This window comes from Agrobacterium tumefaciens, assembly GCF_005221325.1.
Taxonomy (GTDB): domain Bacteria; phylum Pseudomonadota; class Alphaproteobacteria; order Rhizobiales; family Rhizobiaceae; genus Agrobacterium.
In genome coordinates this window covers 204,509-220,025 of record NZ_CP039893.1, presented here as the reverse complement: position 1 = coordinate 220,025, position 15,517 = coordinate 204,509, and the positions used below count along the sequence as shown (strand labels likewise).

Genomic DNA, 15,517 nt, shown 5'->3' with positions numbered 1-15,517 from the left:
GACTTCCTCTCGTACACACGGTAATTTTCGTAAACACACCTATTTATCGTGGATAGCACAACCGATTCCAGCACGGTTTGCAAGATATTTAAAGTTAATCAATAGTTAACACGTTTTCGTTGTATCAGAGACCTATCCCGATTCTTTGATTTGAATCTGTCACTTACACCTGTTTGCGCAAGTCGATCTCGTTGCGACGACATGCAGATTTGCACATGAATCTCCTCCGCCTAGCTCACCACGCGCTCACACTCTAAGAGCCGGACCAGCGACTCGCTAGAATCACCTGAGGTGCAGATCTGCACATAGGCACACGCGTCGCGGCGTGATTTCCTTTCGCACGACCGGTTCATGCGGAGATTATGATGCGGATACTGACAGTCTCGCCCGACCAACACGAGCGTAGTCAAAGCCTCCTGAACCAGATGCACCGTCTTCGTGCGGAGGTATTTGGCGGTCGTCTCGATTGGGACGTCTCGATCACAAGAGGGGAAGAGCGCGACCGGTACGACGATTGCAAACCGACGTACCTTCTGGCTATTGCAATGTGCGGATTGATCGCTGGTTGCGTTCGACTTCTTCCGGCCTGCGGGCCCACGATGCTGGAACAGACCTTCCCTGAGTTGCTCGAAGCGGGCTCACTCGGAGCACATTCCGGGATGGTCGAAAGCTCACGCTTCTGCGTCGACACGACATTGCCGACCGCGAGGGCAGGGGGCCAATTGCATCTCGCGACGCTTACCATGTTTGCCGGCATCATCGAATGGTCGATGGCAAACGGCTACGACGAAATCGTCACGGCAACCGATCTTCGCTTCGAGCGCATCCTGAAGCGCGCCGGTTGGCCGATGACGCGACTGGGCGAACCCGTCGCGATCGGCAACACTGTCGCCGTCGCCGGACGTTTGCCCGCCGACCGAACGAGCTTCGAACGAGTCTGCCCGCCGGGATACCGTTCAATCATCGCGGACGATAACGGCCGCCCGTTCAGGAGCGCCGCGTGACCCAGCTTCGCTCCCATCCGCGCCTTGTCCGCAAACTCCAGGACGCGCTCGGCGACCAGCTTTGCGTCGCCCTTGATGACTCGACGGTCGTCGAGATCATGCTCAATCCCGATGGTCGACTGTTTATCGAGCGGCTCGGTCATGGGGTCGTATCAGCCGGCGCAATGACGCCTGCCGCCGCCGAAGTCGTGATCGGCAGCGTCGCCCACGCCCTGCAGTCAGAGGCTGACGATGAACGGCCGATCATATCCGGCGAATTGCCGATCGGCGGACACCGTTTCGAGGGCCTGTTGCCACCGATCGTATCCGGGCCGGCATTCACGATCCGGCGGAGGGCGTCACGCCTCATACCGCTCGACGATTATGTGACGTCAAAAGTGATGACCGAGGCCCAGGCATCGGCAATTCGAAGCGCGATCGACGCACGGATGAATATCGTCATCTCCGGTGGCACGGGGTCCGGCAAAACGACGCTCGCCAATGCCATCATCGCCGAAATCGTGACTGCGGCCCCGGACGATCGGATGGTCATTCTCGAAGACACCGCCGAAATTCAATGCGCGGCCGAGAACGCCGTGTCGCTACATACCAGCGATACGATCGACATGGCGCGCCTGCTCAAAAGCACGATGCGTCTGCGTCCCGACCGCATCATTGTCGGCGAGGTCCGCGACGGTGCGGCACTGACGTTGCTCAAGGCCTGGAACACGGGACATCCGGGCGGCGTCACGACGGTCCATTCCAACACGGCGATGTCTGCCCTGCGCCGGCTTGAGCAGCTGACAGCGGAAGCCAGCCAGCAGCCTATGCAGGAGGTGATCGGCGAAGCCGTCGATCTCCTCGTCTCTATTGAGCGAACGGCGAAGGGGAGGCGGGTCCGTGAGGTGATCCACCTCGAGGGATACCGCAACGGCCGCTACCAGACCGAACATTATGCCCAGATCGATGAGGACAGCCATGTCGCGTAGAACCAATATATTACTCACCTGTGCGGCACTGGTCGCCGTCTCAATTGGTCTTGCAGAACCGGCGCTCGCTTCCTCGGGTGGAGGCGGCCTTCCCTGGGAATCGCCGCTGCAACAGATCCAGCAATCGATCACCGGACCTGTTGCCGGGTTTATCGCGCTGGCCGCTGTCGCCATTGCTGGCGCCATGCTGATCTTTGGAGGCGAGCTGAATGATTTCGCGAGACGGCTTTGCTATGTCGCGCTGGTGGGTGGCGTGCTGCTCGGAGCCACCCAGATTGTCGCTCTCTTCGGCGCGACCGGGGCCTCGATCGGCGAGGCTCAAGCACAGGCCGAGCAAAACACTCCCGAACCAACGATGACGCCGGCCACAGTGGGGGAGGGGGCTCATGGCTGACGCCGGCTCTTCTCTGGCACGCTCTCGGGTACACCGGGCACTCTCCCGGCCAAACCTGCTCATGGGCGCTGACCGCGAACTGGTGCTGCTGACAGCGCTAGCGGCCATCATCCTGATCTTCGTTGTGCTGACCTGGTACGCGGCGCTGTTCGGTATCGCGATCTGGCTGGTCGCTGTGGCGGCACTGCGCATGATGGCGAAAGCGGATCCTCTGATGCGGCGGGTCTACCTCCGGCACATTTCGTACAAGACGTCTTATCGCGCGACGTCATCGCCGTGGCGCAAGTTCTGAGGGATGTGAGATGGTCGCCCTCAAATCCTTCCGTCATTCCGGGCCATCCTTCGCCGATCTCGTGCCTTATGCCGGCTTGGTGGACAAAGGCGTCATCCTGCTGAAGGACGGCTCACTTATGGCGGGCTGGTACTTCGCGGGGCCGGACAGCGAAAGCTCGACCGATGCCGAGCGCAATGAGGTGTCGCGACAGATCAACGCCATCCTGTCTCGCCTGGGCTCCGGCTGGATGATCCAGGTCGAGGCCTTGAGGGTACCGACGATCGACTATCCGGCAGAGAACACCTGCCACTTTCCTGATCCCGTCACAGGCGCGATCGATCGGGAACGGCGGTCTCATTTCCAGAGGGAGAGCGGGCACTACGAGAGCCGGCACGCGCTGATTCTGACCTGGCGGCCACCGGAGCCACGGCGATCAGGCTTGACGCGCTATGTCTATGCCGACGCGGGGAGCCGTTCTGCATCTCACGCCGATACGGCGCTCGACACCTTTCGGACCGCCATCCGCGAGGTCGAACAGTATTTCGCCAATGTCGTATCCATACGCCGCATGATGACGCGGGAGACGGAAGAACGCGGCGGTTTCCGGATCGCCCGCTACGACGAGCTGTTCCAGTTCATCCGCTTCTGCATTACCGGCGAGAACCACCCGGTCCGCCTGCCCGATATTCCGATGTATCTTGACTGGCTGGTCACAGCCGAGCTGCAGCACGGTCTGACCCCGACGGTCGAGAACCGCTTCCTCGGTGTCGTCGCCATCGACGGCCTCCCCGCCGAGAGTTGGCCGGGGATCCTAAACAGCCTCGACCTGATGCCGCTCACTTATCGGTGGTCATCACGCTTTGTCTTTCTCGACGAGCAGGAGGCTCGGCAGAAGCTCGAGCGTACCCGCAAGAAATGGCAACAGAAGGTGAGGCCGTTCTTCGACCAGCTTTTCCAGACGCAAAGCCGATCTGTCGATCAGGACGCCATGATGATGGTGGCCGAGACCGAAGACGCGATCGCCCAGGCGGCGTCGCAGCTTGTTGCCTATGGTTATTACACGCCGGTCATAGTCCTGTTCGACGAACAGCAACCGCGTCTTCAGGAAAAGTGCGAGGCTATCCGCCGTCTCGTCCAGGCAGAAGGATTCGGCGCCAGGATCGAAACGCTGAACGCAACCGACGCCTTCCTTGGCAGCTTGCCGGGCGTTTCCTACGCCAATATCCGCGAGCCGCTGATCAACACCCGCAATCTTGCCGACCTCATCCCGCTGAACTCGGTCTGGTCGGGCAGCCCCATCGCGCCGTGCCCGTTCTATCCAGCCGGGTCACCGCCGCTGATGCAGGTCGCCAGCGGCTCGTCGCCGTTCCGGCTCAACCTGCATGTGGACGATGTCGGCCATACGCTGATCTTCGGCCCGACGGGGTCCGGCAAATCGACGCTGCTGGCGCTGATTGCCGCGCAATTCCGCCGTTATGCCGATGCCCAGGTGTTCGCTTTCGACAAGGGTCGGTCGATGCTGCCGCTGACGCTGGCGGTCGGTGGCGATCACTACGAGATCGGCGCCGACGGGGCCGGGGCCGGAGAAGGCGGCTCGCCGCAGCTTGCCTTCTGCCCGCTGGCCGAACTTTCGACCGACGGCGACCGATCCTGGGCGGCCGAGTGGATCGAGACGCTCGTCGCGCTGCAAGGCGTCACTGTTACACCCGATTTTCGCAACGCCATCTCCAGGCAACTTGCTTTGATGGCGGAATCCCGCGGTCGCTCGCTCTCGGACTTTGTCTCCGGCGTGCAGATGCGCGAGATCAAGGACGCACTCCATCACTACACGGTCGACGGCCCGATGGGTCAGCTGCTCGACGCGGAGGCGGACGGATTGGCACTCGGCGCATTCCAATGCTTCGACGTCGAGGAGCTGATGAACATGGGCGAGCGCAATCTCGTGCCTGTCCTGCTCTACATGTTCCGGCGGGTCGAGAAGCGTCTGACCGGCGCTCCAAGCCTGATTATCCTCGACGAAGCCTGGCTGATGCTCGGCCATCCAACATTCCGCGACAAGATCCGCGAATGGCTGAAGGTACTGCGCAAGGCCAATTGCGCGGTCGTGCTCGCTACACAATCGATATCCGACGCCGAGCGCTCGGGTATCATCGACGTCCTCAAGGAGTCTTGCCCGACCAAGATCTGCCTGCCCAACGGTGCAGCGCGTGAGCCGGGTACGCGTGAATTCTACGAGCGCATTGGCTTCAACGAGCGGCAGATCGAGATCGTCGCAACAGCCCTTCCGAAGCGCGAATATTATGTGGCCTCGCCGGAGGGCCGCAGGTTGTTCGATATGTCGCTTGGTCCCGTGACGCTCTCCTTCGTTGGCGCGTCCGGAAAGGAAGACCTGAAGCACATCCGTGCCCTGCACTCACAATACGGGCCCGACTGGCCCATCCACTGGCTCCAGCAAAGGGGGATCGCCCATGCCGAAACACTCTTCCCTGCCGCTTGATGCGGCGCACGCCGTCATGATCGCAGCCGTCGTCATCCCGGTCGCTTTCCCAATTCCGACCTATGCGGGCGGTGTCACCGGTCAGGCTACGGAATGGACGCAGATTGCCAACAATGCGGAACTCATCAGTCTCGTCGGCAAGTCGGCCGAGCAGGTCAACAATCAGATCAAGCAGATCTCCCAGCTTGCCGAGCAGATCCAGAACCAGATCAACATCTACAACAACCTGCTGCAGAACACCGCCCAACTTCCGGATCATATCTGGGGGCAGGTCGAAAACGACCTGAAGAAACTGCAGAGCGTCGTCGCCCAAGGCCAGGGCATCGCCTTCTCGATGGGCAATGTCGACGACGTTCTGAAGCAACGCTTCCAGAGTTTCGCCGACATGAAAAGCAATCTGCCGGACGGCCAGAGCTTCTCGTCAAGCTATCAGGGTTGGTCCGACACCAATCGCGACACGATCGCCGGCACGTTGAAGGCGGCCAGCCTGACGTCCGATCAGTTCTCCAGCGAAGAATCCACCATGTCGTCGCTGCGCTCGATGTCGGAATCGGCCGATGGCCAGATGAAGGCACTGCAGGTCGGACACCAGATCGCAGCCCAGGAAGTCGCGCAGATGCAGAAGCTGCGTGGGCTGGTTTCGCAGCAGACGACGATGATGGGCACCTGGTTTCAGTCGGAACAGGCACAAAAGGATCTGGCACAGGTCCGGCGCGAACAATTCTTTAACGCGCCGACCAATGACATCCGAGGCGGACAAACGATGGAGCCACGCTGGTGAGCCCGCGCATTCTGATTGCTCTCGTAGTGGCGGGTGGCATCGGCTTGGGAGGCGGTTTTCTCGTCTGGCTGATCGTTCAGCCGGGTGCGACGTCCGCTGAATCGTCAGGCTCGGGTGAGGCGCGGCGCGAGTATCGCGAGCGCTTCTTCAGCGGCGATCCGGATCGCGACGTGCGCGGCGGACAGGAGATGAAGCCACGATGGTGATCGTACGCCCCTCCCGCAAACTGGAGACTGCCATTATTGGCATCGCTATCCTGCTGATTGCAAACGCGCCGGCCTTCGCCCAGCAAGGGGCGGTCCTGACTACATTGGAAAACCAGGTTGTCACCGCCGCTAAAGGCTGGGAGACGACGGTCATGAATGCGGCGAGATCACTGTTCTGGATCCTTGCCGGCATCGAAGTCGGGATCGCCGCAGTATGGCTGGCGATCAATGCGGCGAGCCTTGATGCGTGGTTCGCTGAACTGGTCCGCCGGATCATGTTCATCGGTCTGTTCGCCTTCATCCTGGATGGCGGTCCGGCCTTCGCCAAGGCTGTGGTCGATAGTCTTTATCAGATCGGTGCCGGCGGCGGCTCGGCTTCACCCGCCAATATTTTCGATGCCGGGATCCGCGTCGCCTCTAAAATGTCCGAGCAGGCGAAGTTCGGCCTGTTCGAGGACAATGCGCTTGCCATCGCGGCTGTCTTTGCCATGGTCGTGGTTGTGGTCGCCTTTTCCCTGGTCGCCGCGATCTTCGTTGCGGTCATGGTCGAAATGTATGTCGGACTGCTGGCCGGCATGATCATGCTCGGGCTCGGCGGCTCGTCCTATACGAAGGATTTTGCCGTTCGGTACCTGGTCTACGCCTTCTCCGTCGGCTTGAAACTGATGGCTCTGGTGATGATTGCCAAGATTGGTTCGGACATTCTGCTAGGCTTGGCTGAGGCGCCGACGGCAACCTCTGACCAGTTTATCACAACGCTCGCGATCGCCGGCATCTCAGTCGTCGTCTTCGTCATTGCTATGTACGTGCCCCCAATCATGCAGGGTGTCGTCCAGGGCGCGTCGGTCGGTGGCGGCATGGAAGCCATCCGTCACGGCGGGCAGGCGGCCGCTACCGCTTTAGGCGCCGGCTTCCTCACCATAGGTGCTGCAAACCGGGGGTTTGAGGCAGCGAATGCTGCGAGAGCTGGCGGATCGTCACTTGCCGGCGCGGCGATGCGCGGCATGGAAGCCGCCGTTGGTGGTGCAGCCGGCGCCGTCGGCTCCGCTGCAAAGGACAAGGCGATCGGCTCGCCCGGCGCCTATGCCGGATCGCTGCTCGGGCTTGCCAATGCCAAGCTCGACCAGACGCAAAAGTCCGGGGCGCCGTCCCTACCCCCGCCAATCAACGATAAAAAGTAAAGGGCTGATCACACATGGCCGGACCCACCCCGCCCGACAATCCCTACATCGCTGCGAGAAATGAATGGAACGAGCGCTACGGCTCTTATGTCCGGGCGGCATCCGCGTGGCGCATCGTCGGTATCACCGGGATGACCATGGCGGTGATCGGCTTCAGCTACGCGCTCTTCCAGAGCACGCAGGTCAAACTGGTGCCGTATATCGTCGAGGTGGACAAGCTCGGCACTTCCTCGAGTGCCGGGTTTCCGCAACAGATCGAATATGCCGATCCGCGTGTGGTGCGCGCCACGCTCGGCAGTTTCGTATCGAACTTCCGGTCTGTGACGCCCGATACCGTCGTTCAGAAGCAATATATTGATCGCACCTATGCGCTGCTTCGGACCTCGGACCCTGCGACCGAAAAGGTCAACGCCTGGTTCCGCTCCTCATCGCCCTTCGAGAAGGCGAAGAACGCCACCGTTGCCATTGAGGTCAACAATATCGTCGCACTCTCGAACCAGAGCTACCAGATCGACTGGACAGAATTCGAGCGCGACCGTCGCGGCAAGGAAACCGCCGTCCGCCGTTTCCGCGGCATTGCCACCGTGACCCTGACGCCACCGCAGGACGAGGGTGTCATTCGATTGAACCCGATCGGTCTCTATCTCCGGGACCTCGACTGGACTGCGCAGCTTTGAAAGGCATGGCCACGAACATGAGTAATCGACCCAGACGTTTTCCGGCCTTGCTGACGGCTGCCACGATCGTCACCGCAATCGGGCCGCTGTCGACCTCCCTTTCCTCGCGCGCTTTAGCGGCCGATGGCGTTACCGCCAACGAGGCGAAGGGAATGGGTATTTCCACCCAGTGGCGCGGATCACGCGGACTTGTCACGAAAGGACCGGACGGCAAAGTGATCTTCCTCTACGGCGAGGTTCAGCCGTCCGTCGTCTGCTCACCGCTGCAGGTCTGCGACATCGAGCTTCAGGGCGGCGAAGTGGTCCGCGACGTACTCGTGGGCGACACGGTAAGATGGAAGGTGGAACCGGCGACGTCGGGGGCGGCCGGCGGGCAGGCGATCCACCTGATCGTCAAGCCGTCCGAGCCGAACCTCGTCACCTCGATGGTGGTGACAACCTCGCGCCGCACCTATCATATCCAGCTCAAGTCACATGCAAACCAGTACATGGCCCGGGTTGGGTTCGAATATCCGGAAGATATTTCGGCGAAGCTGGCTGACATCAACGCCCGTATCGAGGCGAGCACCATCCCGGGTGCCGGCGTCCCCGCCGAGCGCTTGAATTTCTCCTATTCCATCTCCGGCAATGCCGGCTGGCGGCCGACGCGGGTCTATTCGGACGGGGAGAAGACTTACGTCCAGTTCCCGCGCTCGATCTCCGGCCAGGATGTTCCGGTGCTGTTTGTCGTGTCGGGCGGGCAGAACCGCATCGTCAACTATCGGATGAAGGGCGATATGATGGTGGTCGATTATCATGTCGACCGCGCTGTGCTCGTCTCAGGCGTTGGCTGGAAACAAGAAAAGGTGACGATCAGAAGGGGAGGGCGGTAATGCGAAGCTTGCCAGCCCTCCCGCAGACCTTGCACCTTCTCCGCAGCCTTACCGCCGCCAGCACCCTTACCATCTTCCTTTCCGGATGCCAGTCGCTGGGCACGGAGGGGCTTACCACCAGCAACGCACCGCCAGAAATCTCCGGTCCTGCCGCCAGCGCCATCGCCGGCGATATGGTGAGCAGGCTCGCCGAGCAGATCGGCCCTGGGACCGCGACCGTCTCGTTAAAGCAGGACAGTTCGCCCTTCGGCCAAGCGCTCGAGACAGCCCTGAAGGGCTGGGGCTATGCCATCGTGACCGATCATAAGACGGATAGTACGGCGCGCACCGTGCCACTCGCCTATGTGGTTATTCCCTTCGAGGGCCAGGTGCTTGCGCGCCTGTCGACCAACAGCGTCGAACTCGGCCGCGCCTATGTTGTCTCAACGACAGGCGCTCAAGCTGCGAGTGCGCTCTCGGTCATGAAGCGCGGTTAGGGGAGGCGGTCATGGTTCAATCGCTCAAGCTCGGCGGTTCCCAAAACGAGGGTGCAGGCTCCGGCATGCGCCGGATCAACCGTTTGCCGATCATCGTCGTGGTCGTGCTGATCGTCGCGTTCCTCGGTGTCATCTTCTATGGCCTGACCTCGCGAGGACTATTTTTCCGCGACACCGGACCGGAGACAAGCTCCGGCAATCCGGCTTCGACCTACGCCGATCAGATCAAACGCGGAGTCTCGGACGGCATCATCGGCGAGCCACAACAGGTGACAACATTGCAGCCGACGCCTGTCGAAACTCAAAGTGAGAAGAGCTCCGTCAATCCGTTCACACCGCAACCCGGTGAAAGGGAAGAGGCAAGGCCAGCCGAGACGCTGGAATCCGAACAGGTCTGGCGCGCCCGTCTGGCACGCGAGCAGGAAGAGCAATATCTCCGTGAACGGCAGCGCCAGAGAATGGCCCGGCTGCAGGCCAATGACGCCGCTTATGATTCGCCGATCGCTGTCGATCGCGGCAAGTTCACTGGGCGAGGAGCGGATACAGCCGACACGACGACAAACGGGGTCTCCACCGCAGTGACACCTGGCGCGTCCGACCTGTACGCTGCAGCCCTTCGCTCGGGCCTCGCTGGGCAGAACGTTGATCCAAACGGCCAAAAATCCAAGGAGGATTTCTTCAACGCTGACCTCAAGGAGCTCGGCTATCTGCCCAACCGAGTTGTCCCCCAGCAGTCGGCCTTTGAACTCAAACGTGGCTCGGTCATCCCGGCAACGCTGATCACCGGCATCAATTCCGACCTTCCCGGCCGGATCGCCGCCCAGGTGAGCCAGAACGTCTTTGACTCAGCGACAGGACATCGGCTTTTGATCCCGCAGGGGACGAAGCTGTTTGGCCGCTATGACAGCAAGGTCTCATTCGGTCAAAGCCGCGTGCTCGTCGTCTGGACCGACATTATCTTTCCGAACGGCTCGACCCTCCAGATCGGCGGCATGTCGGGGACGGATGCGCAAGGCTATAGCGGCTTCCGTGACAAGATCGACCGCAAGTGGCTGCAGACATTTGGTTCGGCAGTCCTCGTTGCAGTGATCGGCACAGGGATCGACATGGCCGTGCCTGAGAGTTCGACGCTCGCCACGCAAGATACGGCATCAGATGCGGCGCGGAGGAATTTCGCGGAGACCTTCGGTCGCGTCGCTGATCGCACCATCCAAAGACACATGGACGTCCAGCCGACGCTGGAGGTCCGGCCCGGTTACAAATTCAACGTGCTGGTGGATCAGGACATTGTTTTCCCAGGATCATATCGGTGAGACGCGCGCCAAGTCCCAACAACTCTGTTACGTTCGGACCAACGATTCTCCGTATTGCAACGATCCTCAGATCCATGAACTGCTCGACAAGGGCAGGGCAACGGTCGACAAGGCGGAGCGGGCGAAAATCTACGTTGCTTTCGTGGACAGAGTGCTGGAATTATCGCCGCTTGTCTATTTTATGTGGCGAGAACAGAGCTACGCCATTAGGAAGGGCGTAACCAGTTATACAAACATGCTTGGCTATCTGGCTTTTCAGTCCGGGTAGCATCAAAACTACGAAGATCGACTGAACGACAGGCTGCCGAATGAAACGCGGCTGGGGGATAAGACACTTCGGGTGGCAGCGCTGGAGGGCCTTGAGCCGCCATCGACGAGGAGTATATTCCGGCCGCCGCGTTGGTGCCAGCCTTCGACTGCCAGGACGTAGCGGAGACACATGAGCGTCGTCGCGCCGTGCCGCCGAACAAGTATAAAGTCGATGTCGGCGGGAAGGAAAATCGCAATGTCGTTCAATAAGACGGGGAATGCCGAGGTGATACCTCCCCCCTCCCAACACGTTCATCTCAGAGCAAACTGATTATGAAAGACGGCGATAGCTGCAACGCCGTTCCGACCATCACCGATGTTGCACGCGTCGCGGGTGTGTCAAGGGCCACGGCCGCAAGAGTGCTGGGTGGGTATGGCACCGTCCGTGAAAAGACGTGCGAACGCGTTCTGGACGCCGCAAAGCACTTGGCGTACCACCCAAACCAGCTCGCGCGTAGCATGGCGACCGGCCTCAGCAAAACGATCGGCGTCATTATCCCGGATATCCAGAATCCGAATTTGGCACGGGCTATTCGGGCCATTATGGATACGGCCAGTGCGCACAGTTTTACCGTGATCCTGGCGACGACCGATGAGGATATCGCGCTGGAGCGTGACGCTATTCGATCTCTCCTAGCCAAGCGGGTTGATGGATTGATCATCACGCCAACCTCAAGCAGCGAGATAGAGCACCTCGCAAATGCGTGGCAAAGAGGCTACCCGGTTGTCCTCCTTGAGAGAAGAATCGCTACCCTACGCGCCGACACTTTCGCCGTCGACAATTTTGGTGCAAGTTATGAGGCAGCCAAGTCGCTCATTCTTCGAGGCCACTCGAATGTCGCATTGGTGTCGGAAGTTTCCGCCCACGTAAGTCCGCAGGCCCTGATCTCGCCCGTGCGCGAGTGGATCGAAGGGTATCGCGCAGCATTGCACGACGCTGAAATCCCGTTCTCGCCCAATCTTGTCGTTCTGGGCGGTTGGGATCCACAGAATCTCGCCCAGCAAGTGCGTGTGCTCTGCGCGTCCCCCGACAGACCCACGGCATTTCTGGCAACGAACAGTTCCGCCGCCCTCTTGCTCCTTGGGGTGCTGAGGAACATGAACCTTTCGATCCCAGAGGATGTCTCTCTCATCTGCTTTGACAATGCAGATTGGACTGACGCTGTAGCGCCCCCACTGACCGTGATTTCTCAACCAGTAAGAGATCTCGCCGTAGCCGCCACAGAGCACCTGATCGGCCGTTTGAAGGGCAAGCCGTCAACCTCTGCCGTTGAAACCCTTATGTCGGCGGTCCTAATACACCGGGCTTCCGTGGGAGATGCTTTGCATAGCGAGACCGTCTTACCAAAGTCGAGAGATTTTCGCTGCTAAATATTTCAGCTTTGATTGCATAGGCAGGTAGCTCACTCATAGTACACAGGTCGCCGAATTAGATGCAAGAATCTCTAACGTAGTTCAGATTTAACTGAAAAGTTGATTTGATCTCGGGCGGAACACGCGCGGTCCGTCTTCGACTGCGCGTGCCTGAATGAACGCCCTGTACTTAAGAAAAGTGGTGTAACGTCATGGCGTTTCACTCGAACTCCGTGCTTTCCCTCAATTCCCGGATTCGAGCAAACTTCAATTAAAAGCATTTCCGAGATGTGCTTTTCGCCAAAACAGTGCAGGGGACGCCTAGTCACCGAGTCTGGTGTGTCTTGAGTCTGGAAGAGATCTGGCCGAACCTATCATTCTGCACGTGGAGGCGTTTCACAAGCTAGAACTCCCCAGATCCTCCCTCAATCCTTCAGGCTCGATGGTCCAACCGCTTGACCATGCGGTCACCAAGCCACTGGATTCCGCAGACCAAAACAATCAGGACGGCGACGACGGCGATCATCACTGTGGTTTCAAAACGCTGGTAACCGTAACGTATTGCTAGATCCCCTAGTCCGCCGGCACCGATGGCGCCTGCCATGGCTGAAGCGCCGATCAGAGTGACGATCGTTACCGTGAAACCGCTGACGATACCGGGTAGGGCTTCCGGAATGAGCACCTCGCGGATAATCGTCCAGCGATTGCCGCCCATTGCCCTCACGGCTTCGATTAATCCGCGATCAACCTCCCGCAATGAAACTTCAGCGATGCGGGCGTAGTACGGTGTCGCCGCGATCGAGAGCGGCACGATCGCTGCCCAAGTGCCAATCGAGGTACCGACGATCAGCCGGGTGAGTGGGATGAGTGCAACCAGCAGAATGATGAACGGCAAGGAGCGAAAGGCGTTGATGATGGCGCCGAGGACGCTATTAAGCCAGAGGCTTTCGGCGATGCCGCCCCGCGACGTTGCAACCAGTGCCAGCCCGAGCGGTAGGCCGAATGCCAGCGAAATGATCCCGGATGCGGCCGTCATCAGCACCGTCTCCCAAACCGAGCGGATAAGAAGTTCAATCATGATTGGTGACATAACCTAGCACCTCCACCTGTGCGCCGAGACGCCGTGCGAATGACACCAGAGCACCGGCAGAGCCGGCGCTCACGGCAATGAAGAAGCGGCCAACGGGCTGCTCGCGAATGTGATCGACACCTCCATGAATGAGACGGAAGCTGTTCGGAAACTCGGTCGAAAGGTCATGCAAGAATGGCCCGGCCGCCGTAGGCCCTGCGATATCGATTGCCAGAACAGAATCGTCTCGCACATCCTGCGACAATGAATCGGCGATGTGAGCAGGCAACTGCGGGCGGATACCACTGAGCAGACTCCTAGTGGTTTCAGCCTTCGGCTGGGAAAACACCTGCCATACAGGTCCCTCTTCCACGATAAGGCCTGCATCCAGCACGGTGACGCGGTCGGCGATATTGCGCACAACTTCCATCTCATGGGTGATGAGCAGGATGGTCAGGCCCAGCTTGCTATTAATGTCCTTGAGAAGCGCCAAGATCGAACGCGTCGTTTCAGGATCGAGCGCCGACGTCGCCTCGTCTGACAAAAGAAGTGCCGGACTTGCCGCGAGGGCACGGGCGATGCCAACGCGCTGCTTCTGGCCGCCGGAGAGCTCCGACGGATAGGCCTTCCCCTTGCCGGATAGACCGACGAGTTCCATGAGTTCGGCGGCGCGTGTCAGACGCTTTGCTTTGGACCAGCCCTCGATCTTCAGCGGCAGGGCAATATTCTCTTCGACGGTCTTAGCCGAAAGCAGGTTGAAGTGCTGAAAGATCATGCCGATGTTTCGACGCAGCGGCTGCAGGCTGGCTTCGCTGAGGCCGGTGATCTCGCGCCCGTCGATCTCGATCGTTCCGCTGTCTGGTCTCTCCAGCCCATTCAGGCAGCGGATCAGTGTGGATTTGCCGGCACCACTTCGTCCGATGATTCCAAGGATTTCGCCACGCCGGACGCTGAGCGAAACCCCATTGAGCGCGGCGGTCTCACCAAAGCGACGGCGAAGATCGGTGAGCCGGATGACGTCGCCGTCCGTTTCCTCTCTTTCGTGCGCTGTCAATAACACATGTTTGTTCATTAGTATCTTTCGCAAAACGACGGTCGCCCGCGCACTTCATGAGTGTCGCGGGATATATTGGATTTGTGTGCCTCAAATCAGTAAGCGGTGATGCCGGTGCCCTTGAAGACGCGGTTGAACTCTGCCTTCACAGCGTCGTTTTGGTAAGACGCGACCAACGGCTTGACCCATGGCTCGTCCTTCGATTCGTCCCGCACCGCAATAAAATTTCGATACGGATTGTCGGCGATCGGCTCTTGGGCAATGCGGTTTGCGGGCGTCAGACCGCTCTTTACCGCCCAGTCTGTGTTGACAACAGCGGCGTCGAGGTCCTCGACCGACCGGCCGACGATACCAGCGTCGAGTTCCTTGATTTCTACCTTCTTCGGGTTCTCGACAATGTCGGCGATGGTCGCCAGAATGCCGGTGCCATCCTTGAGCTTGATCAAGCCCTCGTTCTGCAGCACCCGGAGTGCACGGCCTTCGTTGGACGGATCGTTCGGCACGCCGATGATTGCGCCATGCGGCAGCCCTGCAACGCTCTTGTACTTCTTGGTGTAGAGGCCAATCGGCCAGACACCAGTGTAGCCGACCGGAACGATCTTGTAGCCCTGCGTCTTGATCTGGTTCTCCAGATACGGAAGATGCTGGAAGGCGTTCGCATCGATTTCGCCGCGCGCGAGAGCTTCATTCGGCTGGGTGTAGTCGTTGAACACGACCGTCGTGACGGTCAGTCCCTTCTTGGCGGCTTCTGCCGCCACCACGCGCCAGACATCTTCATCTTCACCCGCGATGATTCCGACCTTCAGTTCCTTCTTTTCGTCAGCGAACGCCGGAGCTGAAACGGATAGCGTTGTCACAGCAAGTGTTGCAAGGGATGCGAGCATGAGGCGTCGCGTGAAATGGTGGGTGTTAGGGAATGTTTCAGACATTGGATGACTTTCGCGATTGGGAGGATCGGATGAAACGGAAGTGTTTCAAAAAGCACTGTCCCAGATGCCAGTTTTACAGGCAACATCTGCTAATTTATTTGTCACATTGAACATAAAATGTATTTCCAAGTAATAATTGGAATTAAGAAAATGATTTCAG

Annotated in this window: 16 protein-coding genes; 13 read left to right on the top strand and 3 right to left on the bottom strand. The window is 59.5% G+C overall.

The genetic code is table 11. From position 1 onward, the window contains the following. The first annotated feature begins 365 nt into the window (after positions 1 to 365). From CFBP5499_RS29820 to CFBP5499_RS29760, 13 genes are all read left to right on the top strand, one after another. Positions 366 to 1,004, top strand: coding sequence for an acyl-homoserine-lactone synthase (locus CFBP5499_RS29820; protein ID WP_080830769.1), 639 nt, complete (start codon positions 366 to 368; stop codon positions 1,002 to 1,004). Beyond that, positions 1,001 to 1,972, top strand: a complete 972-nt coding sequence (trbB, locus tag CFBP5499_RS29815; RefSeq protein WP_080830770.1) for a P-type conjugative transfer ATPase TrbB — start codon at positions 1,001 to 1,003, stop codon at positions 1,970 to 1,972. Before CFBP5499_RS29820 ends, trbB begins: the two co-directional genes overlap by 4 nt. Further along, positions 1,962 to 2,366: a conjugal transfer pilin TrbC gene (gene trbC / locus CFBP5499_RS29810; RefSeq protein WP_080830771.1), complete on the top strand. Its 405-nt coding sequence runs from the start codon at positions 1,962 to 1,964 to the stop codon at positions 2,364 to 2,366. The genes trbB and trbC overlap by 11 nt, the downstream gene beginning before the upstream one ends. Next, entirely contained in the window at positions 2,359 to 2,658 is a 300-nt protein-coding gene (locus tag CFBP5499_RS29805; RefSeq protein WP_080830772.1) for a conjugal transfer protein TrbD, read from the top strand. The genes trbC and CFBP5499_RS29805 overlap by 8 nt, the downstream gene beginning before the upstream one ends. A 10-nt stretch (positions 2,659 to 2,668) precedes the next feature. Then, complete coding sequence (locus tag CFBP5499_RS29800) at positions 2,669 to 5,137, top strand: conjugal transfer protein TrbE (RefSeq protein WP_080830773.1); 2,469 nt, start codon at positions 2,669 to 2,671, stop codon at positions 5,135 to 5,137. 16 nt (positions 5,138 to 5,153) lie between these two features. Beyond that, positions 5,154 to 5,918 carry a P-type conjugative transfer protein TrbJ gene (gene trbJ / locus CFBP5499_RS29795; protein WP_371507051.1) on the top strand — a complete coding sequence of 255 codons (765 nt, stop codon included), beginning with the start codon at positions 5,154 to 5,156 and terminating at the stop codon, positions 5,916 to 5,918. Then, positions 5,915 to 6,124 carry an entry exclusion protein TrbK gene (trbK, locus tag CFBP5499_RS29790; RefSeq protein WP_080830775.1) on the top strand — a complete coding sequence of 70 codons (210 nt, stop codon included), beginning with the start codon at positions 5,915 to 5,917 and terminating at the stop codon, positions 6,122 to 6,124. The genes trbJ and trbK overlap by 4 nt, the downstream gene beginning before the upstream one ends. Next, positions 6,118 to 7,305, top strand: a complete 1,188-nt coding sequence (gene trbL / locus CFBP5499_RS29785; RefSeq protein ID WP_080830776.1) for a P-type conjugative transfer protein TrbL — start codon at positions 6,118 to 6,120, stop codon at positions 7,303 to 7,305. The genes trbK and trbL overlap by 7 nt, the downstream gene beginning before the upstream one ends. 14 nt (positions 7,306 to 7,319) lie before the next feature. Beyond that, positions 7,320 to 7,982, top strand: a complete 663-nt coding sequence (locus tag CFBP5499_RS29780) for a conjugal transfer protein TrbF (RefSeq protein WP_080830777.1) — start codon at positions 7,320 to 7,322, stop codon at positions 7,980 to 7,982. A gap of 17 nt (positions 7,983 to 7,999) precedes the next feature. Next, positions 8,000 to 8,854 (top strand): P-type conjugative transfer protein TrbG, encoded by an 855-nt coding sequence (trbG, locus tag CFBP5499_RS29775; protein ID WP_080830797.1) that lies wholly within the window; start codon positions 8,000 to 8,002, stop codon positions 8,852 to 8,854. Beyond that, on the top strand, positions 8,854 to 9,330 hold the full coding sequence (trbH, locus tag CFBP5499_RS29770) for a conjugal transfer protein TrbH (RefSeq protein ID WP_080830778.1): 477 nt from the start codon (positions 8,854 to 8,856) through the stop codon (positions 9,328 to 9,330). The genes trbG and trbH overlap by 1 nt, the downstream gene beginning before the upstream one ends. 11 nt (positions 9,331 to 9,341) lie before the next feature. Beyond that, on the top strand, positions 9,342 to 10,643 hold the full coding sequence (gene trbI / locus CFBP5499_RS29765) for an IncP-type conjugal transfer protein TrbI (RefSeq protein ID WP_080830779.1): 1,302 nt from the start codon (positions 9,342 to 9,344) through the stop codon (positions 10,641 to 10,643). 582 nt (positions 10,644 to 11,225) lie between these two features. Continuing rightward, the gene (locus CFBP5499_RS29760; protein WP_080830781.1) at positions 11,226 to 12,323 is read left to right on the top strand and encodes a LacI family DNA-binding transcriptional regulator; all 1,098 of its coding nucleotides are present in this window, start codon (positions 11,226 to 11,228) and stop codon (positions 12,321 to 12,323) included. Between the two features lie 415 nt (positions 12,324 to 12,738). Here the strand turns inward: CFBP5499_RS29760 and CFBP5499_RS29755 are convergent, their stop codons facing one another. The 3 genes from CFBP5499_RS29755 to CFBP5499_RS29745 all read right to left on the bottom strand — a co-directional run bounded on the left by CFBP5499_RS29755 (position 12,739) and on the right by CFBP5499_RS29745 (position 15,357). Beyond that, positions 12,739 to 13,395, bottom strand: coding sequence for a methionine ABC transporter permease (locus CFBP5499_RS29755; RefSeq protein ID WP_080830782.1), 657 nt, complete (start codon positions 13,393 to 13,395; stop codon positions 12,739 to 12,741). Further along, positions 13,376 to 14,446 (bottom strand): methionine ABC transporter ATP-binding protein, encoded by a 1,071-nt coding sequence (locus CFBP5499_RS29750; RefSeq protein WP_137066569.1) that lies wholly within the window; start codon positions 14,444 to 14,446, stop codon positions 13,376 to 13,378. Before CFBP5499_RS29750 ends, CFBP5499_RS29755 begins: the two co-directional genes overlap by 20 nt. A gap of 77 nt (positions 14,447 to 14,523) precedes the next feature. Beyond that, positions 14,524 to 15,357 carry a MetQ/NlpA family lipoprotein gene (locus CFBP5499_RS29745; RefSeq protein ID WP_080830638.1) on the bottom strand — a complete coding sequence of 278 codons (834 nt, stop codon included), beginning with the start codon at positions 15,355 to 15,357 and terminating at the stop codon, positions 14,524 to 14,526. Positions 15,358 to 15,517 lie beyond the last annotated feature (160 nt).